The following is a 23,635-nucleotide window of genomic DNA, read 5'->3' as shown; positions in this document are numbered from 1 at the left end:
ACCGAAAGGAGCAGATGATATATGTATTGTGTACGGAAAGTTACAGATGATTTATTTTGGGTAGGCGCCAATGATCACCGCCTGCACCTCTTTGAAAATATTCACCCCATCCCGCAGGGCGTATCCTATAATGCCTACGTGCTGCTGGATAAAGCGACTGTCCTCTTCGATACAGTAGACTGGGCTGTATGCCGTCAGTTCCTGGAAAATGTCGAACACGTTCTTCAGGGCCGTCCGCTGGATTACATGGTAATTAACCATATGGAACCGGACCATTGTGCCTGCATTGAAGAAATTATCCTGCGCTATCCGAAAGTAAAGATCATTAGCACGGAAAAATCCTTCATGCTCATGCATCAGTTTGGCTTCCACCTCGATAAACAGGAATTGATCGAGGTTAAGGAAGGGGATACGTATTCCTTTGGCGGCCACACGGTTACCTTCGTAGAAGCTCCGATGGTTCACTGGCCGGAAGCAATGGTTACCCTTGATTTGACCAATGGCGCTCTCTTCTCAGCCGATGCCTTTGGTTCCTTCATCGGCCTCGATGGTCACCTCTTTGCTGATGAAGTCAACTTCGACCGTGACTGGCTCGATGAAGCACGCCGCTATTATACGAATATCGTCGGCAAATATGGGCCGCACGTACAGCTGCTCTTAGGCAAGGCTGCGACAGTTCTCGACAAGATCAAATTCATTTGCCCGCTCCATGGTCCGGTTTGGCGTAAAGACTTCGGCTATATCCTGGATAAATACCAGCACTGGAGCACGTACGAACCGGAAGAAAAGGGCGTTCTCATCGTCTACGCTTCCATGTACGGCAATACGGAAGCGGCAGCTCAGGATTTGGCCGCCCGCCTCTGCGAAAAGGGCATTACCAATACGCGCCTTTACGACGTATCGTCTACCCACGTATCGGAATTGATTTCCCAGACCTTCAAATATTCGCACCTCGTCTTGGCTTCTGTTACGTACAATCTGGGCATTTACCCGGTAATGCTTGATTACCTGGAAGACATGAAAGCCCTCAACCTCCAGAAACGGACCGTAGCGATCATTGAAAACGGTTCGTGGGCAATCAAGTCGGGCGATCTCATGCAGAAATTCCTCGACGACAATATGAAGGATATGACTGTACTGAACGAACGCGTATCCCTCGCTTCGACCTTGCCGGATGACAAAGTATCCGAAATGGAACAGCTGGCCCAGTCTTTGGCCGACAGTGTAAACGGCGTAGAAAAATAATTCCGCAGCCTTCGCGGCACGCCTCTTTCTACCATCTCTAACAAAACAGCATGGGCCTTGTGGCGGAATGCCTCCCCAAAACAGGCCTGCATGGAGTCCGAGATAGGATGCCTTTCCCTTCGGATTCAAAAATCCCTCTCAGTAGTTACTGGGAGGGATTTTTTTTGCAGTAGAAGAGATCATTACGTGGTTCTTATCATATCCATAGAAAGATATATAATGAATGCATATTTTTTCTCTTATAGGATGTACAATTTTATAGCAAATGTGATATGCTTATACTATTAGAATGATGGTTAACCCATGATAAACAGCGTATATCTTGATTTCGTGAAGTGCATGCTGTTGGCATGGTCAGAATCTGCCTGAGATGATTGTGAATAAAAATACATTAGAAATTTCATATAGAAAACGAAGAAAAAAGAGTTTTTTATTATTTCACACGTTTAATGTTCTGATATACGCTTTCTATATAACAAAAAGACGAACGGTTGTCTTTGGCAGGAGTAAGGGAGGCATGCGTCATACGGAAGTTCTGTTCGGAAAAATAGGGAAAATGCAATAAAAAGCAAAAAGATGAAAGAAAATACAAGGTAGGAAAGAAGGAAGAGTATGCATATGTGGCAAAAAGAGAATAGGAAATATGGCTTTATCCATAAAGGCCTCGTGCTGATCGCGGCCTTGGCCGGTGTAGTCGTTCTGGGGGGTTGCGGCACGATAAAAGCAGATCTAACCTTTCATGATGATGGTACGATTACATCGAGTAATTCCGTTTCCGTCAATGATTCCGTACGGAACCTTTACCCTCAAGTTATGGATGAACTCAAGAAAAATGAAGATGAAGAACGGGCCAGAGGCAATGAAATTGCGGAAATTCATAATGGCTTTACTTCGACTGCCGTGCATAGTGACATCCAATCTTTAGTAGATAATGGCGGGGAAATCTACAGGGATAATGGTCCGGGCAGCGTGCGCTATCGCAAGGGCGTGCTGTATGATACGTATTCCCTTCATTTGGGACTTAAGGGAAATGAATCACCCATGCCTGGCATGAATGATTTATATGGCATGGATGCGTTATATGGGGCTATACTGCAAAGCACCTATGAGTCAGCTAAATTTGATTATCGTATTACCTTGCCTCAGTCTGCTGACGCCACAAACGCCAAGAACATAAGCGCAGATCAACGGACCTATACATGGGATCTCAAACCGGCACTTTTGGCTCATCAGGATGTAAAGATGAATATCGATTTTAGGATATATCATAAGAATGTACTCTATGCCTTTGCCGGTATCGATGCTATTCTGCTTATTTGTGCGCTCGTATGCTTTATTTATGGCATCATGAATAAAACGGATGCCGTCAGAAAAAAACAGCTTTTCATAGTGGCAGGCGTTTTGTTGGTAATCGTTTTGTGTGGTGGCGGCTATATCAAGTATATGCTTGATAATCCGCCTGTGTTAACAGCCGCTGATAATATCATCAAAACGGGTACCAGCACAGCTGTAAATACGGATACGCAGGCAGGAACCGATAAGAAGGATGGGACGGATCAAACAGCCCAGACGGCTAGTAAGCCGGCAGTAACCCTTTCTCCGGCTGAAAAAACGTTGCAAGCCTATTACAAGAACCTTACGCAGAAAAATTACCGTACTGCCTATGATATGATGACACCGGAACTGCAGCAGCAAATTGGTGCGTATGAAGACTATGCTGCAGGATATAAAACGACGATTTCCAGTGAAGTATCGAACATGAAAGTGATATCTTCATCTGCTAGCAGTGCAAAGCTGGAATTTACCTTAACGGCCAGAGATACAGATAATGGCGGCGTAAAGGTACAGTACTTTGCCGGTCAGGCCACGTTGTCTAATGTAAATGGTGTATGGAAAATCAGTGATACATCCGTTAGTAAGACTGGCGAAGCCAGGGAATAATACGAGTTTGGCTATGTAGAAGAGGTGAGCATAATGAGTAAGCAATGTACCAATTGCGGGGCTGCCATTCCAGAGAACAGTAAATTTTGTGAGTTTTGTGGCAAGCCTGTAGAAGCAGAAAAAAAGAAACAACCTGTTTGCCTGCATTGTGGTGCGCCTATTGCCAAGGGGGATGCCTTTTGTACGGCCTGCGGTGCGCCAGTAGAGGCCCCGGTGGAATCGGAAAAAGCAGAGAAAAAACAGCCATCTGTGCCGGAAGAAACGTCTCCTGCAGCAGAGGAACCCTTAAAAATCGTCAAACTGCAGGAGCCGGAAACGGAACCGGTACAGGAAAATGATACTCCGTCGGTAAACGTGCATACGAGCGGCTCGGAACAAGCTAGGGCAGCAGCGAAAGAAACGGCAGCCAATGGGAGCACACGTGCGTATTGCCAAACCTGCGGTGCCCCACTCGCAGCAGACGATAAATTTTGTACGGCCTGTGGCGCCCCGGTAGCAGCAACGGCTAGCGGGCAAGAAGCGGTCAGCGCAGCGGCAGAAGAACCGCTGCATATCGTGAAGCTGGCAGACGATGTGCCGGTGCAAGGACCGGAATCTAAGGAAACTGCTGTTACGCACTGCCTGTCTTGTGGTGCCGTGCTTGCAGCAGACGATAAATTTTGTACGATCTGTGGTGCCCCGATAGCAGCAACGGCTAGCGGACAGGAAGCGGTCACAGTAGCGGCAGAAGAACCGCTGCACACTGTGAAGCTGGCAGACGATGTGCCGGCGCAGGGACCGGAAGCTAAAGGAAATGCTGTTACGCACTGCCCGTCTTGCGGCGCCGTGCTCGCGGCAGGCGATAAATTTTGCACGACCTGTGGCGCCCCGGTAGCAGCAAAGGCTAGCGGGCAAGAAGCGGTCAGCGCAGCGGCAGAAGAACCGCTGCATATCGTGAAGCTGGCAGACGATGTGCCGGTGCAAGGACCGGAATCTAAGGAAACTGCTGTTACGCACTGCCCGTCTTGCGGCGCCGTGCTTGCGGCAGACGATAAATTTTGTACGACTTGTGGCGCACCGGTAGAAGCAAAGCCAGCTGTTCCGGAAGCAGCCGTAACCTCGAAGACGATGTATTGCCGTTCTTGTGGAGCCGTAGTGAATGCAGGCGATGCATTTTGTGCTTCCTGCGGAGCACCTATACGGGCAGCTTCTCAAGTAAAGAATGGGAATGGCCCGTTGCCTGTCGTACACTTACATGATGAAATACCGCCTCATACGGGACCGTCTGGGCAGCCAGGAACAGGTGGCGCTGGCGTGCCGCCTGCAGCGAATGGAGCAGCACTGTGGGTAAAAAACATCAAGCCCCTTCTTTCTGTCATCGCCGCTATCGCTGCTATTCTGTTGTTATTATTCAAGTTTTCCAGTGGCGGAGTCGTCCAGGAAGTAAAAGAAATAACACTTGATGATTTTAGCAAGACCGTCACTGTCGGCCAGGCCTTCGATCGCCGCTTTGAAGAAGAGGACTGGAGTTCAGAAGGCTCGGGCAAGGTTAAAACTGTCATTTTTAAGGGGAGAGATAAGGATACAGGGAAAATGTGGAAGGTCTACTTCAAAGTAACGGAAGGGAAAGATCATTACTGGTGTGAAGTTACTAAAATTGTAGTGGACCAAACGGTATCGACGAACAAATGGGATTTGAGCAGGCTTTTGACCTATGTGTATGACGGTTAATATATAAAGGGATGATACAATGATATTTTTTGCATTAGTACTGAACGGCGTCATCAGTTTTTTCAATGCCCGTGTAGCCGGAAAGATCTGGGCTGAATCAAAGGGCATTGGCGGCAACGTGCGCATAATGGCGTGGTGTGCTGCTATTCAATCGGCTATTGGCTTTTCCTACATTTATATTACAATTTTGGTATATGCGTGCAGCGTTCTCCATATATTGTCCCATAGTGGCATCAATTTTATGACCAGCCTGACCTATGTATTTCTGATTGTCCCTTTGCTGGGGACGGGCATTATTATTACCATTCAGTCCTGGATACAGGCGTCACGGGAAAAATCCCTGCTTTCCATGGGCGTAGCCGGCTGGAATACTTTTGCTACGGCATATAATCTGTACCATGCCATCCAGTCCTTTGGTCCGGCTTGGGAAATGGCTACGAAAGGTATTTCGGACATCTTTTCCGGCGATGATGATGACGACGAAGACAGTGTCGTACTGGCACTGGTCATCTTAGCACTATTGGCCGGTGTCATGACGACAAAAATTATTATGAATGTGTATACAGCCAGTCTGCCTGTATCGAGAACGGTACGGCAGCGGTATGAAACAATGTGAGGAGGAATCTGTTATGAGTAAGTTTTGTTCCCAATGTGGAACCCCGCTTTCTGAAGGGGCACGCTTTTGTCCCTCCTGTGGTGCTCCGGTACAGGGAGAGGTTGCAGTTCAGCCTGCCTATGAAAATAACGCCGTACCTGCCTATGGCAACACGCCAGATGTAGTGGAAATGCAGTGGAATGGTTATGTAGAAGATAAAACCATCAAAGCGATGTTCTTTACGAGTAAAGGCCGGCTAAACAGGAAGCGGTATATTATGCGCAGTTTAATGCTTCTGCCGGTATCCATGATAGGGATGCTCCTGATTTATACTATGGTGACTCCCCTCATAGTAATTGGCTTCCTGCTCATCCTGTCCTTGTGCATCCCCAATGTGCTGTTGGCTATCCGCCGCTGCCATGATTTGAACCGGCCAGGATATTTCTACTTACTTACGGCTGTTCCGATTGCCAATATTATTGTTCCCCTAATGCTGCTGTTTCAAAAGGGATCGACAGGCCCGAATCAATATGGTCCTGATCCTCTTGGCAACTAAGGGGATAGCATGTGAAAAGAGGTTGTCCCTTTGCGGGCAGCCTTTTTTTATATATAAAGGCCTTGCACATAGGATATTCTTAGGATAACATAAAGATATACAAAAGAAGGCAGGTGAAGAACGTGCGAATGAAACAGAGATGCAGGGGCATAGAGCTGGCAGCCATGGTGACGGCTATGTTTTTCTTAAGTGGCTGTGCTTCCTTTCAGGCAGATCTGGTCTTTCACGACGATGGCAGTATTACGTCTGAACGAACGATTGCAATGGCAGACGTGTTCACACAAGGTAGTAATTCTCCTTTTAAAGATTTTGAAAATCAGGCGCTGGCTAATGGGGAAACGGTGAAAGAAACGGATGACGGTGTGACTGCCAGCAAATCGTATTTGAATATTCAGGAGCTGGCCCAAAGTGGCGACCGGGCCTGGGGTAAGGATATGGATGGCCACCTTGCCTATCGGCAAGGGGTTCTATACGATTCATATGAATTGCTTTTTTCTTTTCACGGCGATGAAAGCCTAAAGAACCAGGCTGGCGACTTGGTTCCTCAGACAGATGCGGACCAGCTGGGAGCCCAGGCAGCCAAACTCACCCAGGCAATGCTCGAATCGATCAAAATCGATTTTACGATCAGTCTGCCCCAGGCAGCAGACTCGCAGAATGCGACGAAGGTCAGCCGTGACGGACTATCCTATACGTGGGATTTGCGTCCTGTCCTGACCCGTAATCAGACTGTCCAGGGAAAAATCGATTTTCGTATTTACCATAAAACGGTGCTCTATGTCCTGGCTGCACTGGCTGTTATGCTGGCTATTGCTGCTCTTATTTGCCTGATTTTAGCACTCGTAGAAAAAACAAACCAGGAGAAGCGCCGGAAGCTTTTGCTGGCTGCAGGCGCCAGCATGGTGATCCTCCTGGGCGGCACCGGATACGTAGCCTATACACTAAAAAATCCACCGGTCCTTACTGATGCGGACCGCCTGCAGCTGGCACCAGCCAGGATTTCTCGCCAAGTACCAGCCCAGACGGATACCGGCCAGAATGGGGAAATGGCCCAAACCGATGCGGCAGATGCGTCAGCTCAGGCCGTTCAAGAAGATTCCCAGACAAAGCGTAAACGTGCTGGTGAGCAGGCTCAAGTAGCCTTAAAAGGCTATTATCGCCAAATCACAGCTGGTAACTATAGGGGTGCCTATAATTTTTTAACGCCGGCGTTGCAGCAGCAGGTGGGCCCTTATGCAGACTATGAGGCAGGTTATGAGGCGACTCTTTCCAGTGACGCCTACGACCTGCAGGTCCTCTCGGCCAGCGAGACAGAGGCTGTCATTTCCTACTCCCTCATTGCCAAAGACCGGGAATCCTACGGCATCAAACGCCAGTACTTTAAAGGCCAGGCTACACTGGTAAATCTAGGGGGCATCTGGAGAATTTCTGATATGAATGTTTCTAAAATCCGGGAAGACCACGTGTAAGCTTTTTTTGTAAAATTTACAAATTTTGCCACAAAGACTACTAAATTTGTCTATTAATATGGTATACTATGCACAAGGAGATGATTTAAATGGAATTAGTACAAGGTGAAAATAAATTTTGTATTAAAGATGACTCCGGTAAAATCCTGGGAGAAATAGATTTCCTCGCCGATCAGAATGGAAAATACGATATCGTTCATACAGAAGTGGATCCGTCTTTAGGTGGCCAGGGATGGGCCGGCAAGCTCGTGCAGGCAGCCGCTGATTATATCCGCAGTGAAGGCAAGAAGACCAGTGCTTCCTGTTCGTATGCGTCGCGTTGGCTTCAGCGCCATAAAGAGTATGACGATATTTATGAACCGTAAGCTCGTGCATTGACAGTTCTTTTCTCTGCGTGTACAATTAAATAGTTGTAATGCAGACCGACAGTTCGTTTGTACCATCCTGTCGTAAAACAAAACCAGGACTTGTTCTTTGTCATGAACAGCCCCGTCGTCTGCGGGGCTGCTTTTTTTTATAGGAGAAGTACCATGTATTATTTAAAGACCGAACAGTGCTTTGATGCGGCCCATTTCCTCCAGGGCTATGACGGAAAATGCCATAACCTGCACGGCCACCGCTGGCGCGTCGTCGTCGAAATTAAGGCGGATACACTCCAGGAAGGCCGTCAGTGCCGTGGTATGGTCATCGATTTCTCGGAATTAAAGCACGTTTTGAAAGATATTTGTGACTATTTTGATCATTCCTTTATTTATGAAAAGGACTCCCTGCGTCCCCTTACGCTGGCAGCTCTTAGGGATGAAGATTTTTGTCTGCGAGAAGTGCCCTTCCGGCCGACGGCAGAAGAGTTTTCCCGCTACATATATGAAATCATTCAGGCGAAGGGCTATGACCTGTCCCGTGTGGATGTCTATGAAACGCCAAATAATTGTGCATCCTACGGAGGCTGACCATGAAAGTAGTCGAACTATTTACGAGTATCAACGGCGAAGGTACGCGGGCCGGGGAATTGGCTGTCTTCGTCCGCTTCCAGGGCTGTAATCTGCGCTGCAGCTATTGTGATACCATGTGGGCTAATGAAAGGGACTGTGCGTATACGGAGCTTACGCCGGCAGAAATTACAGACCGCATTTTGGCAACGGGGATCCGTAACGTTACGCTGACGGGGGGCGAACCCTTGCTGCAGCCACAACTGACGGAACTCTTACAGGCATTGGCGGCGCATCCGCAATTACGTGTAGAGATCGAGACCAATGGCGCTGTGAGCCTGGCTCCCTTTGGCATAGAGGCACCGTGGCGGCCTGTATTTACGATGGACTATAAGCTGCCGTCGAGCGGCTGGGAACAAGCCATGGTGACGGAAAATTTTTCTCTCCTCGAGGCAGCTGATACAGTTAAGTTCGTTTCGGGCAGCCTGGCTGATCTGGAACGGGCCCGGGACATTATAGAACAATATGACCTGACGCACCGTTGTCACGTGTACTTGAGCCCTATCTTTGGGGCCATTGAGCCCGTCACTATGGTAGAATTTATGAAACAGCACAAACTGAATGATGTGCGTCTGCAAATCCAAATCCACAAGGTGATTTGGGATCCGCAAAAACGAGGTGTATGACATGATTGATACGAAAGCAATAGAAGAACATATCCGTGGCATTCTCGTCGCCCTTGGCGAAGATCCCAATCGGGAAGGTCTTGTGGAAACGCCGAAACGCGTAGCCAAGATGTATGAAGAAGTCTTTGCCGGTATGAATTACACGAATCATGAGCTGGCGGAGCTTTTGAACAAGACCTTTTCGGAAGACGACGGTACGACCGACAGCGATCAGGTCGTTGTCATGAAGGATATCGATCTCTTTTCGTATTGTGAACATCACATGGCACTCATGTATGATATGAAGGCCACTGTGGCTTATATTCCTAAAGGTAAGGTCATCGGTCTTTCCAAGATTGCCCGTATGTGCGATATGGCCGGCCGGCGGCTACAGCTGCAAGAACGGCTGGGCCGGGATATTGCCGATATTCTTAGTGAAATTACAGGCAGCCAGGATATTGCCGTCATCCTTGAAGGCCGGCACAGCTGTGTCAGTGCCAGAGGTATTAAGAAAACGAATGCCAAGACGAAAACCGTGGAATTACGGGGCCGTTTTAAAGACGAAACAGCCTTGCAGCTGTACTTACACTGAAAAAGAACGTTATCTGTAGCAGAGCGGAAGCTACAGATAACGTCCTTTTTAGTTAGAGGGCGGCACTTTCCAGAATTTCCAGCTGGGCCGTACCGTCTGCGTTGGCCGTTACACGGGCCGGAACCCCTAAAGGCAAAAACATATTATCACGTGTATGGCCTGCAGGCAGGCCCTTGATGGCTGGCTTGCCTGAAAGTTTGGCATAGTGGGCGATGATGGCTGCAAGCTCTGGATCGTCATTGCGGTCGCCGTCACTGTCAGGGAAATTGCCAAAAACAATGGCCTTGACGCGGCTCAAAAGACCGTTTTGATAGAGCTGCAGGAGATCTCTGTCGAGTTTATAGGGACTTTCGTCTGTATCTTCAAGAAAGAGAATGGCACCGTCCCCTTTTAATTCGTAGGGCGTACCGGCCAGGGACGCGAGGATGGTAATGTTGCCACCGGCCAGACGGCCTCCGGCAGTACCCGGAACCAGCGTCGTCAAGGTATCGCCTGCCGGCAGGGACACGTTTCCGGGAGGGCTTGTCCGGACCAGGCCTTCTTCGAACTGATAGAGCGTATAGGCTGTCGTAGCGTGGGTCAGGGACGTGAGCATAGGACCGTGCACAGTGACTAACTGACAGCGTTCTCCCAAGACAGTGTGCAAGGCAGTGATATCACTGTAGCCGATAAAGAGCTTAGGGTGCTTAGCAATCGTGTCGTAATCGAGCAAGCCTAAAAGCCGGGCTGAGCCATAGCCACCACGCAGGCAGAGAATTGCTTTAACTGAATCGTCAGCAAAAAAATCGTTAATATCTTTAGCACGGACCGCGTCGGTACCGGCGAGATATGTTCCTTTAGCCGTCGCAGATGCACCTAGCTTGACGTGGTAGCCCATCGCTTCCAGAAGTGCGACTTCGGCAGGCAGTTCGTCGTTGAGCGCATGCGAAGCCGGGGCAATGACGCCAATCGTATCGCCTGGCTGTAAGGCAGGGCCGCGCTGGCGCCGCCCGGTGAACGCAGCGTAATGCCAGGATAAGGCCGGCATTACCTGTGGTATGACGTACCAGCACGTGCCTGCAAGCAATAGGGCACAGAGTAAGCCTAAAAATAGGCGATGATGTTTTTTTTGATACATGACCAGAACCTCACAATCTTGACTCTATGCCAGTATAACACAAATACCGGGAAAGAAGAAAAACTCCTTCTTTCCCGGTAACGGTGACATTTTTATTTTTCAACGATTCCTTTGACAGTCCCCATGACAGCCGTAACGGCCATGTCAGGTAAAGACGGGGCCTGCGGATTCATGCACCAAAGGACTTCGACGCCGATCAAGGAGGAGAGAAGCAAGAGGATCATTGCATCTTCCGACCGGTCCTGGCCGATGATGCCTTCATCCTTGCCGGACTGTAATATCTTTCGTAAGCACTTGATGAGGCGGCGGTCATTCCCGTAGAAATTAAATTCACGATAGGAAAAATAATTGGAGATAATTGCTTTAATGATCCCCTTACCGCGTTTTTCATATTGAATATATGAGAGGCGGATAAATTCTTCCATCATAGTCAGGAATGGCTGGCCCTTAATTCGGGTATATACCTTCTCATAAATATCATCGGACTGCTGAAACGTGTAGAGAATCAGGGCATCCTTTGTTTCAAAATAGTTGTAGAAGCTGCCCTTCGCTACGTTAGCGGCTGTCGTAATGTCCTCAATGGTTACATTTTCGAACCCTTTTTCATTGATGATTTTTACGGCCGTATCGTAGATACGGTTTTTGGTTTGGATTGCCTGGAGCTGCCGCTTCGTCAGGGGTTTGGCGGGAGAACTTTCTGGCGGTAAGGCATGTCTTGGTGGCATATTTATCTCCCCTTTGAAAGAGAAACGCACTACATAGAAATGGAAAATAATTCTTAATGGCTTACAGTATACGGTATTTCCTGAAAAATGTAAAGTTCCATTCCTTATTGATATGCGTATATGTGTGATAAAAGCCCTGCAGCAGAATCCATACAGGGCTTTTATTAGGGCGTGGTAAGACGGTTTGTTTACTTATAAAAAAATACTACTCATAAGAACGTCTTAATGAGATGTCGTATTGTGGGCTGCTTCTATCGTTTTGTCAGCCGTTTCTTCGGGGATGCCCTGACGTTCTTCGTGACGTACGCGGATAAACTTAACAATCATCAAGACAGCCAGAAGATCACCGGAAAAGCCGAGGATCAAGTAGACAATATTGACGATGACGCTGAAGGGAATAAACGTACCGCCAATGGCACCAAAGGCAGCCGTACCAAAAATAATGGCATACGATTTTTTACTTCCTTCCACAGCAAAACGGTCAGAAAGGAGGAAGAGCATGCCTGTAGCTGTAGTGAAAATCCCGAGGATGATAACGATCGAATACGGGAAGGCTAACAGGGGCAGTGTGTGCTGAATGGCTGCCAGCATAGGAATCTGCGTGCCGGCAACGGCGTCGAGATTGATCATCAGGGCGACGGCAACAGCCATAGCGGCACTAAAGAGGAAAATAGCGGAGCAGAAAGCGGCGACGCCGGCCTGTTTTGTGTTGCTTAATAATTTACCCATAGACGTAACCCACGGCAGTGCCAGCATCAAAATGCCGGAGTAGAATAACCCTGCCATAATCGGGTTGGTTTCGCCAAAGAAACTAGGCTGCAGGATAATTCCTTCTTCTACGTAGGTCTGTGTATTGGCAGCAGCGGCTATGGGGGACTGGTCGGCTGTGACGATCATGTATAAGCCACAGAAAATCGTAAAGGACATGATGACGATGCCGATGGAACCTAAGACATCAACGAGCTTGCGCAGGCCCAGGCAGGCTACAGCCGAGCAGATAACTGCCATGAAAAGAGTGCCTACGTATTCCGGTGTACCAAAATATTGGTTCAACGTAGCGCCGCTGCCGGTAATCATGACGAGAACGAAGGCGACCAAGGTAATATATACGTAATAATCAAAAAGACGGCCCAAATGCTTGCCGCAGAAATAGTAGTAATACTGGTTAGGCTTCTTAAAGGTTTTCAGGAACCCTGTGCGGTACATGATGAAGTTGGTGACCATCGTAAAAATAATGGCAATGGCGAAAACCAGGAAGGGCGTATAGCCGCCCCAGGAAACGAAAAACTGTGTGATTTCATTACCTGTGGCAAAGCCGGAGCCAATATGATAGGCTGTATAAGCACCAGCCAGTTTAATAGCTGTGCCGTAACCGACGTTTTTACTCATAATTAGTCTCTCCTCTCAAAGAAGGTAGCTGTGAGTTGATAGAATAAAACGAGCTGTATAAGGTGTATACAGCTCGTTTTATGACTTCTGCTAATTTACGATTATGCTTTCGGTGTAAACTTGCCTTCGCGCAGATAGCTTTGGAGCTGTTCGTCAGTCATATGGCCGATGTCCAGATAATCCAAGGTGTATTTGCTCTGAGCAGCCAGATCGCGTTTCAACATGGTGCTGGCAAGAAGAATCATCGAGTCTATAATCGGCGTCGGAACATTGTATTTCTTACCTAACTGACTCATGAGGTAGCAGCCTACAGGAACATCTTCTGTGATGTAGCGGTTTTCCAGATCGAATGGGCCATCACCAAAGAAGTTTTCATATTTTTCATCAAACGGAACAGCGAAATCCGGTCCCATATATTCTTTGCCGTACATTGTCGTGCGGGAGAAGAAGTCTTCATAATTTACTGTGCAAAGACCGATATTCATGGCTTTAGCCAATGCTTTTTCTTCTTCCCAGAACTGGGCCTGTACTTCGGCAATAGCCGGGCACAGTGCGAAACCATAGAGGGAATAGTTCTTCTTTTCCTGGTCGAGGACTTTATCGAAGTTCTGCATGGTCGAGACGCCTAATACAGTACCTGGTACGTGGATAACAGGGTTAACGTTGGAAAGGTTAATATCGAGAACGGTATTGCCTTCTACAAACCCGTGATGGAATTCTTCGCCCTTTTGGGAAATGGTGACTTCCCCTTCAGCATCGATAATAGCGCCAAAGGCCGGAATATAATAGGCAGAAGCCATAAAGGCTTCGTTATCGGTCATCGGCAGTGCACAGCCACGAATCGTCGTAATGCGGTCTTCAACCTTGCATTCGTTGGTTACGACGCGGATGCCGTACGGTGCAGTGTACCAGGCGCCGACGATAACCTTCTTCGTGCAGTTCATTTCACGCATCAGCTTGCGCAGAACAAGGCTGCCGCAGTTATCCGGCAGAATATGGATGACCTGGCCATCTTCGAGAAGCGGAACGAGTTCACGGAAAATCGTTTCATGGGCAATGGCAACGGCTGCGACGATGATGATGCCGGCGCCTTTGACTGCTTTGGCCATGTCATCTGTTGCCAAGGCCAATTTGACAGTCCCCTTACGCTGATAACCAAAATAACTGAACTGGTTGCCGCTCAAGGTAATCCCCGTTTTTTCAATATTGGTGAAGTTTCTCTTGGCAAATGCCGGCTGATCCCAAATGCGGACTTCCTTGCCGGCAAGTGCACAATCGGCTGCCATGGTTTTACCAACGGCGCCACCACCCAAAACTGCGATCGGTTTGTCTTTCAAATAATTCATGTCCATACGAATAACCTCCTCTAAATACATATATTACTTACATTTAGGCTCTGCCTAAATAAATTGACTTTAATTCACTGACTTACAGTCATTTATCTTGACTAAAGTATCTCACGTTTCTCTTAGTATGTCAATAGGTTGTTTTTATTATTCGAATAAATCATTAAAATAATCATTTGATATGAAAAAATGTAATAAAAATACCAGAGACTTTTGCCTGGAGGCTGTCCCTGGTATTTAAAATAGCTATTACGTAGGATAAGATTGTAAAAATCTTGCCTAAAATATAACAAATATGCTACAATAATACGCGCCGATTTCCGTCTAGTACAGGAAAATCGGCATTACCTTTTATGTTGTTGTACCCGTTTCATAGAGAGAGCAATGCGTTTACGTGGCGCATCGACAGAAAGAATGACGCACGTGACGATATCACCGACGTGGACAATGTCCATGGGATGGTGAAAAGGGTGTGTACTGAGCTCTGAGCGATGGACGAGGCCGGGGATTTTGAGGCCGAAGTCGACGAAAGCGCCAAAATCTACGACATTTTGGACGGTACCCTGGACGAGGGAGCCGGCCTGCAGTTCATCCAGCGATACGACGTGCTGGCGCGTCAATGGCTGGGGAAATTCACTGCGGGCATCGCGGCCGGTTTTACGTAGCTCTTCCAGAATATCGCGGATGGCCTGTTCGCTCGTACCTAATTCGGCAGCTAAACCTGGGGCGGCATTCATTTGCAGCCTGTTTTGCAGTTCCTGCAATAACTGGGGATCCCGGATGTCGTCCTCACAGTAGCCGTAATGCTCGATAATTTGACCGGCTAATTCATACGACTCGGGGTGAACCGACGTGTTGTCCAGTGGTTCCGTACCGCCGGCAATGCGCAGGAAGCCCGCACATTGTGTAAACGTAGCCGGTCCCAGCCGATTGACTGCTAAGAGCTCTTGCCGGTTTTTAAAGGGGCCTTTTTCTCTACGGTAGGCGACAATATTGCCAGCCGTTGCTGCAGTAAGACCTGAAATATGCTGTAAAAGGGCGGCAGATGCCGTATTCAGATCCACTCCGACGTAATTGACTACCGATTCAACAACGGCGTCCAGAGCGGCATTTAGCGCTTTCTGATTGACATCGTGCTGATACTGGCCGACGCCAATAGATTGGGGATCGATTTTAACGGCTTCTGCCAGCGGATCCTGAATGCGCCGGGCAATCGACACAGCACCGCGGATGGTAACGTCCAGATCTGGCATTTCTTCGCGGGCCAGATCGGAAGCAGAATAGACGGAAGCACCGGCTTCATTGGCTATGATATAGCGGCAGCGCAGCTTCTGGTCGGCAATCAGCTGGGAAATAACCTGTTCCGTTTCATAGGAAGCTGTACCATTACCAATGGAAATAAGCGTAACGCCGTGCTTGCGGATCATAGCAGTCAGGGCCGCTGTGCCTTCCTTTTTCTGCTTTTCCGAGCCCGTCAGGTAATACGCGCCATAGTCGAGTACCTTTCCCGTCGCATCGATGACGGCGGCCTTGCAGCCTGTACGAAAGCCCGGATCCAGGCCGAGAATGGTCTGTCCGGCAAAGGGCGGCTGTAAGAGCAGGCTGCGCAGGTTGGCAGCAAAGACGCGGATAGCCTGGCGTTCTGCCTTTTCAGTCAGAGCGTTGCGCACTTCCCGTTCAATTTGCGGGCCAATAAGGCGCTTGTAACTATCTGCAGCTGCGTCTGCCAGAATTTGGCTGTACGGGGAAGGGCCGTGTAGGATCAGCTCTTGCAGCCGTTTGATATAAGCCTCTGCCGGCACCTGGAGGGAGACTTTAAGGATCTTCTGAGCTTCGCCGCGGTTAATCGCTAAAATACGGTGACTGGGCAGGGTACGTACATGTTCGCTGAACTCCTTGTACGAGAGAAAAGGGCCGGCATTCGCTTCTTCTACTTGCAGCGTACACAGAATCTTGCCGTCTTGGCGGAAGGATTGACGCAGGTAGCGGCGGAAGGGGGCCAGCTCGGAGCAACGTTCGGCAATAATGTTGGCTGCCCCTTGAATAGCATCCTCTGTCGTGGGCACCGCCTGGGACACATAGGGCCGGGCGGCTTCTTCCGGGGCCGGTGCCTGCGGGTCCTGTTTCCAGAACAGGTCAGCTAAGGGTTCCAAGCCTGCAGCGCGGGCGACGGAGGCTTTGGTTCGCTTTTTAGGACGATAGGGCAGATAAATATCCTCGACATCCTGCAGCTGGCGGGCTGCCAGCAGCTGTTGGCGCAAGGTGTTGCTCCAAAGACCTTGGTCCATCAGAGATTGGCGGATCGTTTCTTTACGGGCTTCCAGAGCCTGTTCGTATTCGTATTGGGCTTGTATATTACGCAGCTGTACTTCATCCAGTACGCCTGTGGCTTCTTTGCGGTAACGGGCAATGAAGGGAACTGTGTTGCCGTCGGCAAATAAGCGCAGGGCGGCTGCTACCTGGTTTGGCCGGATATGCTGGTCTGTGGCAATTTGTTGAATAATCTTATCTTCACTCATGGGGAGCTCCTTTCTACATGTATTAATATTATGCTTGTAAACGGAGTTCTCGTCAACTTTTCTTTTTTTCGCCCGGGAAACCCCTAACGGAGTATCGTTTTTAAAAAAAAATTAATATTTCTAGCGTAATATAACAGTTCTCATATTGCCATATAAATCAATAACATGTAAAATATAGGTGAGGTTGGAAGTAAAAACAAGACTCAACAAATATCTATAACAAATTGTAGATATGAGGTAGGTAGAAAGTAGGTTGTTATTCATGGATATTGCTGCAGTATTACGAGAAAATGGATACAAGGTTACGCCGCAACGACTGGCAGTCTATGAAGTAGTAAATCAGAACACGACGCATCCCAACGCGGAGGCTATATACAAAACGTTACAGCCTAAGTACCCGTTCATGAGTTTGGCAACTGTCTATAAGACGATGGAAATATTTGCCAAAATCGGAGTAGTACAGGTACTGCAGTGCGAAGAAGACGCACATCGCTACGACTATAATACTAAGCCGCATGCGCATATTCGTTGTACCCGCTGCAACAAGGTGATGGATGTGGACATCGACCAGGACAAGCTATCTGAAATGGCAGGTAGTCAGACGGGCTATCGTGTAGACAGCATTAGTTTGTCATTCACAGGAGTTTGTGCTGAATGCCAGAAAAAATAGGAAAAATCAAAACAGGCTGTAACGAAGCGTTGGCGTTCGTTGCAGCCTGTTTTCCTGTCTTCAGGAAAGAAAGGAGAACACTATGCTGCACATAGGCTGTCACTTATCTGTATCCCAGGGATTTTTGCATATGGGCGAGGAAGCCCTGTCACTGGGAGCTGATACATTTCAATTTTTTACACGTAATCCCCGGGGCGGGAATACCCGGCCCCTTGATATAGAGGATATGCAGGCTCTCAATGCCCTCATGGCAGTGCATCACTTTGCACCGATCCTGGCGCATGCGCCGTATACGCTGAACGGTTGTTCCAAAACGGAAAAGACGCGGGATTTTGCCAGGCGGGCAATGAAGGAAGACTTAGAACGCCTGGAGTACCTGGACCATTGCCGCTATAACTTTCATCCCGGCAGCCACGTTGGCCAGGGGGCGGAAACCGGTATTACACTGATTGCCGGCATGCTAAATGAATGCCTTTGGCCGGAGCAAAAGACAACGGTCCTCTTAGAGACCATGGCCGGCAAAGGAACCGAAGTAGGTCGGAATTTTGAAGAAATTTCTGCTATAATAGAAAAGACAACTCTTTCGGATAAGCTGGGCGTCTGTCTCGATACGTGCCATGTCTTTGACGGCGGCTATGATATTGTCGGGCAGCTCGAAGAGGTACTGCATCAGTTTGACAGCACTATCGGTCTCGGCCGTCTGAAAGCAATCCATATTAATGACAGCAAAAATAGCCTGGGCAGCCATAAGGACCGCCATGAAAAAATAGGCCAGGGCCAGATTGGTATAGATGCCTTTACTGCGATTATCAATCACCCGGTACTGCGGGATTTGCCATTCTATTTGGAAACGCCCAATGATCTGGCCGGCTATGCTGCGGAAATAGCTATGCTGCGCCGTTTGCAGCAGGCCTAAGACAGAAGAGGTGACGGTATGCGTATTTTACATACGGCAGATTGGCATTTAGGGAAAATGTTTTATGGTGAATATTTGACAGATGAGCAGGCTTATGTTCTCAAAGAACAGTTCCTGCCCCTGCTGAAAAGTGAGCATATTGACGCAGTTGTCCTGGCAGGTGATGTATATGACCGCAGCCTGCCGCCGGCAGCGGCAGTAGAATTATTTGACGAAATTTCGACGAAGGTTACGGCAGAAATGCACGTGCCTTTTTTCGTTATCAGTGGCAATCACGATAGTGCAGCACGACTGTCTTTTGGCAGCCGCCTCCTGGCTCGTCAGCAGCTCTATATTGCCGGCGACCTGGATAAACTATCAGGTCCTGTCGTTCTGGATGATGCGGCCGGACCGGTCGCCTTTATTGCGCTGCCCTATGCAGAACCAGCCGATGTGCGGCAGCTTCTGGGTGATGACAGTATCCGTGATCATCAGACTGCCCTGAGCCGTCTGGCAGCCTTTCAGTCAAAAGGAACAGCCGGCCTGCGTACGGTCTGCATTGCCCATGTCTTTGCCAGTGGGGGTACGGCCAGTGACTCTGAACGGCCCCTCTCTCTTGGAGGGACAGAATGTATCGATACGGCTGTCTTTGCACCTTACTCCTATACTGCCCTTGGGCATCTGCATGGGCCGCAGCAGGCTGGCCATGCGAATATCCGCTATGCCGGCAGCCTCATGAAATATTCCTTCAGCGAAGCGAAGCAAAAAAAGGGGGCAGTCATTGCCGACTTAGCAGCAGATGGTACAGTGACGACTACCCATGTGCCCTTTGTGCCGCGTAAAGACGTACGTATTCTGACGGGCACCTTTGCAGAAATCATGGAACGCGAAGACAGGCAGACAGACGATTTCGTTCTCGCCCGGGTAGACGATACGCAGCCAATCCTGGATGGGATGGGGAAATTACGGCGTAAGTACCCCAATGCCCTGGCTTTAGAAACGCCACAGCGCCAAGTGGCAGCCAACAGCGGTGACAGAAATTTTGACCTGCGCCAGGCATCTGATCAGGCGCTTTTCGATAACTTTGCGGCGGCCATCCGGCCAGATCAGCCTCTTTCGGAAAAGGAAACCGCCTATCTCCAGCGCCTCTGGGAGACCTTGCAGCGTGAAGAAGGGAGTGATGACCAGTGAAACCTATCTATTTGGAAATGCACGCTTTTGGTCCCTATGCAGGCAAACAGGTCATTGACTTCCGCCAGCTCGGCACGCGGCAGCTGTTTCTCATTTATGGGCCTACAGGATCAGGCAAGACGACGATTCTCGATGCCATTTGCTATGCCCTTTATGGTGGCACGAGCGGTAACAGCCGCACCGGAACCAACATGCGCAGTGAATACGCGACGGCAGACGAGGCTACGAAGGTTCTCTTTGCTTTTGCCATTGGCGAGAAACGCTACTGTATTGAACGCAGTCCTGAACAATACGTTGCCAAAAAGCGAGGTACAGGTCTAAAACATGAGCCTATGCACGCTGCCTTGTACGAATGGCAGGGCGATGAGATGACAGGTACACTGATTACGAGCCGCAACGTAAAAGCTGAAGTAGAAAACCTCTTAGGCTTTAAATACGATCAGTTCCGGCAAGTCGTGCTCCTGCCGCAAGGGGAGTTCCGCCGGCTGCTTCTGGCACCATCGGCAGAACGGCAGCAGATTATGCAGGTTCTCTTTCATACCGAGCGCTATGGCCGGCTGGAACAGCTGGCTGATGCGGAACAGAAGTTGGCCGGCAAGGGCAATGAAGAGCGAAATATGAAAATTGCCCAATACCTGGAACTGGCAGGTGTCGCCGATGAACAGGCCCTGGTGGCCACGATTGCAGCCCGCACAGGCGACGTGAAAATGAAAGAAGAGGAAGTCCGCGTGGCCCTGCAGCAACGGGATGCGCACCAGCGCCAGGTCCAGCAGCTGGAAGTACTGGACCATCAGTGGCAAACCCTGGACAGGGCTGAAAAAGAGCTGCAGGTCTTGCAGCAACAGGAACCAGCCATAGCCAAAGAACGGGAGTATTTGCAAAAGCTGGAAAAGGCAGAGCTCTTAGCAGAGCCGTGCCAGCATTTGGCAGATATCTTACGGCAGGGCAAGGCAGCCCGTGCTGAATATGACCGTTTTCAGGCTGAGGCACAGCAAGCACAGCAGGCTGAAAAAGAGCTGCAGGTGCAATCGGAACGGTGGGAAAAAGAACGGCCGGCTTATACTAAGCGGGCTAAGCAGATTGGCAAGCTGGAAGGTCTGCAGGCTCAGGCGGCAGCCTATGCCGACGTATGCCGTCAGGAAAAGCAGGCCGCGGCCCGGGCTGAAGGCGCGCAGAAAGAACAGGAACAGGCCCAGGCATCGGTATTGTCATGGCGTCAGAAGGTGCGAAGTGCACAAGAACAGATCGGCAGCCTGCCGCAGCTGGCAGCAACAGCGGAACAGAGACGGGCAGACGTGCAGAACGCAGAGGTGTGCTTAAGCCGGGAACAGGCCTTGGAGACCTTAGCACAGGATATCCATCAGGCGGAGGCCCGTTGGCACCAGGCGATACAAGAACTGACGAAAGCTGACGAAGCAGCAGCGCACGACCGCGTCGATTTCGAAGCCGTGAGCCAGCGGTATCAACAGGGACAGGCCTTTGTCTTATCAGAAACACTGACCGAAGGGGCACCTTGTCCGGTCTGTGGTGCAACGACGCATCCCCATAAGGCAGCCAAACCGGCCGATTTTCCTCAAAAGACCGATGTAGACCGGCGCAAAGCGCTTGCTGCGGAGAGTGAAAAAAAGCGGCAGGCTGCAGAAGTACAGGCCAAGAGCCTGGAAACGGCTTTAAAAGAAAAACAGAAGCAGTATGAGCAGCAGCGGTGTGCCTATCCGGCAGAAAAGGATAGCCGTACATGGCAGACATATGTACAGGAAGGAAAACAGCAGTTAGCCGCCGTAGACCGCCAGGTAAAGGCTTTGCAGCAGTTGCAGCAGGATCTGGTCCAGTGGCAGCAGAGCCTGGCGGATCAGGAAACAGCGGCAGAAAAAGCCCGCCAAGAGGCAGAAGCGGCAGGCCGTGAACACGTTCGCCAAATAGAGATCAAAACGCAGGCTGAAGCTGTATTACCCGAGGCATACCGTCAGCCTGAGGCCTTACAGCAGGCTCTGCAAGGCCTTAGGGAGCAACAACAGGCCTTTGACAGGGGAACGGCAGCTCTGCAGCAGCAACTGTCAGAAACGATGCAGGCAGCAGCCCGCTTTAGCGGCCAGGCTGCTGCGGCACTGAAACAACGGGAAAATCTGGCAGCACAATATACGGAAACGCGAACGGCTTTGACAGAGCAGGCTCAGGCTTATGGCTTTGCATCCCTGCAGGAATGTCAGGACTTGCAGGTCCATATTCCCCGTGCGGCAACTGTGCGGCAGGCAATTAAAGACTACGAAGGCCAGGTGCAGCAAGTACAAGGCCAGCTGCAACTGGCCCGTCAGGCAACGGCTGGTAAGGAACGGCCACAAATGCAGGCTGCCTATGAGAAGCTGAAAGAGGAAAATGAACGTTGTCAGCACCTGTCCCAGACTGTAGCGGCCCTGCAGACAGAACTCAAACAGTTAGAGAACTATGAGCGTCAAATTGCCCAATGGCAACAGGAACAGGCAGCCCTTGCCAAACGCTATGAAACAATCCGCAGCGTCTATGATCTCCTGAAAGGTGAGGCTACAGGCGTTAACTTCGAGCGGTATGTCCTGGGAGCCCTGCTCGATGAAGTGCTGCAGGCAGCCAATTTGCGCCTGGAAAAGATGAGCCGCAGCCGCTACGAGCTGCAGCGTTCGCATAGCCGGGAAGATAAACGCGTCTTACGGGCAGGTCTTGATATAGAGGTTTTTGACACGTATACAGGCTATGCCCGGCCAGCCAATACCCTGTCCGGCGGGGAAACATTCCTGGCCTCCCTGTCTCTGGCTTTGGGCTTGGCTGATGTCGTTCAGGCCTATTCAGGTGGTATTCATTTGGATACGATCTTTATTGATGAAGGCTTTGGTACGCTCGATCCGGAAACGCTGGATTTTGCCTTAAAAACGCTGATGGAACTTAAGCAGGGCGGCCGTCTGGTCGGCATTATTTCCCACGTCGGTGAATTGCGGGAACGGATTGATACGCGCCTGGCCATTCAAAAGACGAAGCGGGGCAGCACTGCTTCCTTTGAGCTTCTCTGAGGTGAAATGCTTGTACAGAAGTTCTTTTGTAGTATATAATAATAGCGTTAAAAGAATTGATAAATCCGGCTGAGGGGGGATTTGTATGTCCTTGGAAAAGGTCCGGGACTATTTGGCGCCTTTTGGCGCTGCCACACGCATTCAGGTGCTGGCAGAATCCAGCGCGACTGTAGAGCTGGCGGCGGCTGCCTTACATACGGAGGGAAAGCGTATTGCCAAGTCTATGTCGTTTTACCGGCCTGATCATGACGGGGCTTTTTTGGTGATTTTTGCCGGTGATGCCCGCGTGGACAACCACCGTTTTAAAGAAACGTTTCATACAAAGGCCAGTATGGTGAAGGCAACGGATGTGGAACGACTGACCGGCCATCCCGTCGGCGGTGTCTGTCCCTTTGCCGTCAATCCTGGCGTAGACATCTATCTGGATCTGTCACTAAAACGCTTTACGACGGTGTTTCCTGCCTGTGGTACCGGCAATAGTGCCATTGAAGTGACCTTGCCTGAATTAGAAGCTTTTTCTCATGCTGCAGGCTGGGTCGATGTAGCGAAAGGCTGGCAGGAAGAATAAAAAGGAGGCTGTATAGCATGGAATTTAAGTTTGCACACACCAATTTCAACGTTCTTAATCTGGAAAAAAGTATGGCTTTTTATCAAGAGGCCTTAGGCCTTACAGAACAGCGCCGCATTGAAAACCCGGCGTTTACCATTGTCTATGTGGGCAATGAAGCCAGCGATTTTCAGCTGGAACTGACGTGGATTAAAGACCGCAAGGAACCGTATAATCTGGGCGAAAATGAATTCCATACGGCATTCCGCGTGCAGGATTTTGCTGCAGCTCATAAGAAACATGAAGAAATGGGCTGTATCGTCTTTGAAAACAAAGGAATGGGTATTTACTTCATTGCCGATCCCGACGGCTATTGGCTGGAAATCATTCCGGTCCGTTAAGTCTGTATGACGTTAAATGTATATTGCGGAAGCAAAGGGGCTGTGAAATAACGCCCCTATAAAAACGAATGAGGATCACTGGCTCGAAAGAG

General features: G+C 49.5%; 21 protein-coding genes. 16 read left to right on the top strand and 5 right to left on the bottom strand.

The window, feature by feature from the left end; translation table 11 throughout:
- The first annotated feature begins 21 nt into the window (after positions 1 to 21).
- The 10 genes from PGX44_RS11260 to folE all read left to right on the top strand — a co-directional run bounded on the left by PGX44_RS11260 (position 22) and on the right by folE (position 9,702).
- Positions 22 to 1,245 carry an FprA family A-type flavoprotein gene (locus tag PGX44_RS11260; RefSeq protein ID WP_498855454.1) on the top strand — a complete coding sequence of 408 codons (1,224 nt, stop codon included), beginning with the start codon at positions 22 to 24 and terminating at the stop codon, positions 1,243 to 1,245.
- 618 nt (positions 1,246 to 1,863) lie between these two features.
- Positions 1,864 to 3,186 (top strand): VirB8 family type IV secretion system protein, encoded by a 1,323-nt coding sequence (locus tag PGX44_RS11255; RefSeq protein ID WP_498855453.1) that lies wholly within the window; start codon positions 1,864 to 1,866, stop codon positions 3,184 to 3,186.
- 33 nt (positions 3,187 to 3,219) lie between these two features.
- Positions 3,220 to 4,896 (top strand): zinc-ribbon domain-containing protein, encoded by a 1,677-nt coding sequence (locus PGX44_RS11250; protein ID WP_498855452.1) that lies wholly within the window; start codon positions 3,220 to 3,222, stop codon positions 4,894 to 4,896.
- Positions 4,897 to 4,915: 19 nt separating this feature from the next.
- Positions 4,916 to 5,512 (top strand): hypothetical protein, encoded by a 597-nt coding sequence (locus tag PGX44_RS11245; RefSeq protein ID WP_498855451.1) that lies wholly within the window; start codon positions 4,916 to 4,918, stop codon positions 5,510 to 5,512.
- Positions 5,513 to 5,525: 13 nt separating this feature from the next.
- Entirely contained in the window at positions 5,526 to 6,047 is a 522-nt protein-coding gene (locus tag PGX44_RS11240; protein ID WP_498855450.1) for a DUF805 domain-containing protein, read from the top strand.
- A 128-nt stretch (positions 6,048 to 6,175) separates the two neighbouring features.
- Complete coding sequence (locus tag PGX44_RS11235) at positions 6,176 to 7,516, top strand: hypothetical protein (protein ID WP_498855449.1); 1,341 nt, start codon at positions 6,176 to 6,178, stop codon at positions 7,514 to 7,516.
- 89 nt (positions 7,517 to 7,605) lie between these two features.
- A complete protein-coding gene (locus PGX44_RS11230; RefSeq protein WP_186502867.1) occupies positions 7,606 to 7,881 on the top strand; it encodes a GNAT family N-acetyltransferase in 276 nt (91 codons plus the stop codon).
- Between the two features lie 165 nt (positions 7,882 to 8,046).
- The gene (queD, locus tag PGX44_RS11225; protein ID WP_498855448.1) at positions 8,047 to 8,466 is read left to right on the top strand and encodes a 6-carboxytetrahydropterin synthase QueD; all 420 of its coding nucleotides are present in this window, start codon (positions 8,047 to 8,049) and stop codon (positions 8,464 to 8,466) included.
- Between the two features lie 2 nt (positions 8,467 to 8,468).
- Positions 8,469 to 9,131: a putative 7-carboxy-7-deazaguanine synthase QueE gene (gene queE, locus PGX44_RS11220; protein WP_498855447.1), complete on the top strand. Its 663-nt coding sequence runs from the start codon at positions 8,469 to 8,471 to the stop codon at positions 9,129 to 9,131.
- A 4-nt stretch (positions 9,132 to 9,135) separates the two neighbouring features.
- Positions 9,136 to 9,702, top strand: a complete 567-nt coding sequence (folE, locus tag PGX44_RS11215; RefSeq protein WP_288201275.1) for a GTP cyclohydrolase I FolE — start codon at positions 9,136 to 9,138, stop codon at positions 9,700 to 9,702.
- Between the two features lie 52 nt (positions 9,703 to 9,754).
- Here folE and PGX44_RS11210 read toward each other — a convergent pair whose 3' ends face one another.
- The 5 genes from PGX44_RS11210 to PGX44_RS11190 form a co-directional block, all read right to left on the bottom strand.
- The gene (locus PGX44_RS11210) at positions 9,755 to 10,819 is read right to left on the bottom strand and encodes a S66 peptidase family protein (protein WP_498855446.1); all 1,065 of its coding nucleotides are present in this window, start codon (positions 10,817 to 10,819) and stop codon (positions 9,755 to 9,757) included.
- A gap of 92 nt (positions 10,820 to 10,911) precedes the next feature.
- Positions 10,912 to 11,544, bottom strand: a complete 633-nt coding sequence (locus PGX44_RS11205; RefSeq protein ID WP_498855445.1) for a TetR/AcrR family transcriptional regulator — start codon at positions 11,542 to 11,544, stop codon at positions 10,912 to 10,914.
- A gap of 222 nt (positions 11,545 to 11,766) precedes the next feature.
- Positions 11,767 to 12,933: a YkvI family membrane protein gene (locus PGX44_RS11200; protein ID WP_498855444.1), complete on the bottom strand. Its 1,167-nt coding sequence runs from the start codon at positions 12,931 to 12,933 to the stop codon at positions 11,767 to 11,769.
- A 101-nt stretch (positions 12,934 to 13,034) separates the two neighbouring features.
- Entirely contained in the window at positions 13,035 to 14,285 is a 1,251-nt protein-coding gene (locus tag PGX44_RS11195) for an NAD/NADP octopine/nopaline dehydrogenase family protein (protein WP_498855443.1), read from the bottom strand.
- Positions 14,286 to 14,623: 338 nt separating this feature from the next.
- Positions 14,624 to 16,798 carry a Tex family protein gene (locus PGX44_RS11190; protein WP_498855442.1) on the bottom strand — a complete coding sequence of 725 codons (2,175 nt, stop codon included), beginning with the start codon at positions 16,796 to 16,798 and terminating at the stop codon, positions 14,624 to 14,626.
- 262 nt (positions 16,799 to 17,060) lie between these two features.
- Here PGX44_RS11190 and PGX44_RS11185 point away from each other — a divergent pair, with 262 nt between their 5' ends.
- The 6 genes from PGX44_RS11185 to PGX44_RS11160 all read left to right on the top strand — a co-directional run bounded on the left by PGX44_RS11185 (position 17,061) and on the right by PGX44_RS11160 (position 23,543).
- Positions 17,061 to 17,468, top strand: coding sequence for a Fur family transcriptional regulator (locus PGX44_RS11185; protein ID WP_288201270.1), 408 nt, complete (start codon positions 17,061 to 17,063; stop codon positions 17,466 to 17,468).
- Between the two features lie 82 nt (positions 17,469 to 17,550).
- Positions 17,551 to 18,384: a deoxyribonuclease IV gene (locus PGX44_RS11180; RefSeq protein ID WP_498855441.1), complete on the top strand. Its 834-nt coding sequence runs from the start codon at positions 17,551 to 17,553 to the stop codon at positions 18,382 to 18,384.
- Between the two features lie 18 nt (positions 18,385 to 18,402).
- Positions 18,403 to 19,554, top strand: a complete 1,152-nt coding sequence (locus tag PGX44_RS11175; RefSeq protein WP_498855440.1) for an exonuclease SbcCD subunit D — start codon at positions 18,403 to 18,405, stop codon at positions 19,552 to 19,554.
- Positions 19,551 to 22,595, top strand: a complete 3,045-nt coding sequence (locus PGX44_RS11170) for an SbcC/MukB-like Walker B domain-containing protein (RefSeq protein ID WP_498855439.1) — start codon at positions 19,551 to 19,553, stop codon at positions 22,593 to 22,595. Before PGX44_RS11175 ends, PGX44_RS11170 begins: the two co-directional genes overlap by 4 nt.
- Before the next feature lie 85 nt (positions 22,596 to 22,680).
- A complete protein-coding gene (locus PGX44_RS11165; protein WP_289001229.1) occupies positions 22,681 to 23,163 on the top strand; it encodes a YbaK/EbsC family protein in 483 nt (160 codons plus the stop codon).
- 17 nt (positions 23,164 to 23,180) lie between these two features.
- Complete coding sequence (locus PGX44_RS11160) at positions 23,181 to 23,543, top strand: VOC family protein (RefSeq protein WP_186502879.1); 363 nt, start codon at positions 23,181 to 23,183, stop codon at positions 23,541 to 23,543.
- Positions 23,544 to 23,635 lie beyond the last annotated feature (92 nt).

It is taken from the genome of Caecibacter sp. AF58-12pH5A (assembly GCF_027681725.1).
GTDB classification, from domain to species: Bacteria; Bacillota; Negativicutes; order Veillonellales; family Megasphaeraceae; genus Megasphaera; species Megasphaera hominis.
The sequence above is the reverse complement of the archived record's forward strand: the minus strand, read 5'-3'. Positions and strand labels throughout refer to the sequence as shown.

Bases quoted from the DNA above. Each gene is read 5' to 3' on its own strand.
- PGX44_RS11175 (WP_498855440.1), top strand. From the start codon at position 18,403: ATGCGTATTTTACATACGGCAGATTGGCATTTAGGGAAAATGTTTTAT.
- PGX44_RS11190 (WP_498855442.1), bottom strand. From the start codon at position 16,798: ATGAGTGAAGATAAGATTATTCAACAAATTGCCACAGACCAGCATATC.
- PGX44_RS11230 (WP_186502867.1), top strand. From the start codon at position 7,606: ATGGAATTAGTACAAGGTGAAAATAAATTTTGTATTAAAGATGACTCC.
- PGX44_RS11235 (WP_498855449.1), top strand. From the start codon at position 6,176: ATGAAACAGAGATGCAGGGGCATAGAGCTGGCAGCCATGGTGACGGCT.
- PGX44_RS11245 (WP_498855451.1), top strand. From the start codon at position 4,916: ATGATATTTTTTGCATTAGTACTGAACGGCGTCATCAGTTTTTTCAAT.
- PGX44_RS11160 (WP_186502879.1), top strand. From the start codon at position 23,181: ATGGAATTTAAGTTTGCACACACCAATTTCAACGTTCTTAATCTGGAA.
- PGX44_RS11185 (WP_288201270.1), top strand. From the start codon at position 17,061: ATGGATATTGCTGCAGTATTACGAGAAAATGGATACAAGGTTACGCCG.
- PGX44_RS11180 (WP_498855441.1), top strand. From the start codon at position 17,551: ATGCTGCACATAGGCTGTCACTTATCTGTATCCCAGGGATTTTTGCAT.
- PGX44_RS11260 (WP_498855454.1), top strand. From the start codon at position 22: ATGTATTGTGTACGGAAAGTTACAGATGATTTATTTTGGGTAGGCGCC.
- PGX44_RS11195 (WP_498855443.1), bottom strand. From the start codon at position 14,285: ATGGACATGAATTATTTGAAAGACAAACCGATCGCAGTTTTGGGTGGT.
- PGX44_RS11240 (WP_498855450.1), top strand. From the start codon at position 5,526: ATGAGTAAGTTTTGTTCCCAATGTGGAACCCCGCTTTCTGAAGGGGCA.
- PGX44_RS11165 (WP_289001229.1), top strand. From the start codon at position 22,681: ATGTCCTTGGAAAAGGTCCGGGACTATTTGGCGCCTTTTGGCGCTGCC.
- PGX44_RS11205 (WP_498855445.1), bottom strand. From the start codon at position 11,544: ATGCCACCAAGACATGCCTTACCGCCAGAAAGTTCTCCCGCCAAACCC.
- PGX44_RS11255 (WP_498855453.1), top strand. From the start codon at position 1,864: ATGTGGCAAAAAGAGAATAGGAAATATGGCTTTATCCATAAAGGCCTC.
- PGX44_RS11210 (WP_498855446.1), bottom strand. From the start codon at position 10,819: ATGTATCAAAAAAAACATCATCGCCTATTTTTAGGCTTACTCTGTGCC.
- PGX44_RS11250 (WP_498855452.1), top strand. From the start codon at position 3,220: ATGAGTAAGCAATGTACCAATTGCGGGGCTGCCATTCCAGAGAACAGT.
- queD (WP_498855448.1), top strand. From the start codon at position 8,047: ATGTATTATTTAAAGACCGAACAGTGCTTTGATGCGGCCCATTTCCTC.
- PGX44_RS11200 (WP_498855444.1), bottom strand. From the start codon at position 12,933: ATGAGTAAAAACGTCGGTTACGGCACAGCTATTAAACTGGCTGGTGCT.
- queE (WP_498855447.1), top strand. From the start codon at position 8,469: ATGAAAGTAGTCGAACTATTTACGAGTATCAACGGCGAAGGTACGCGG.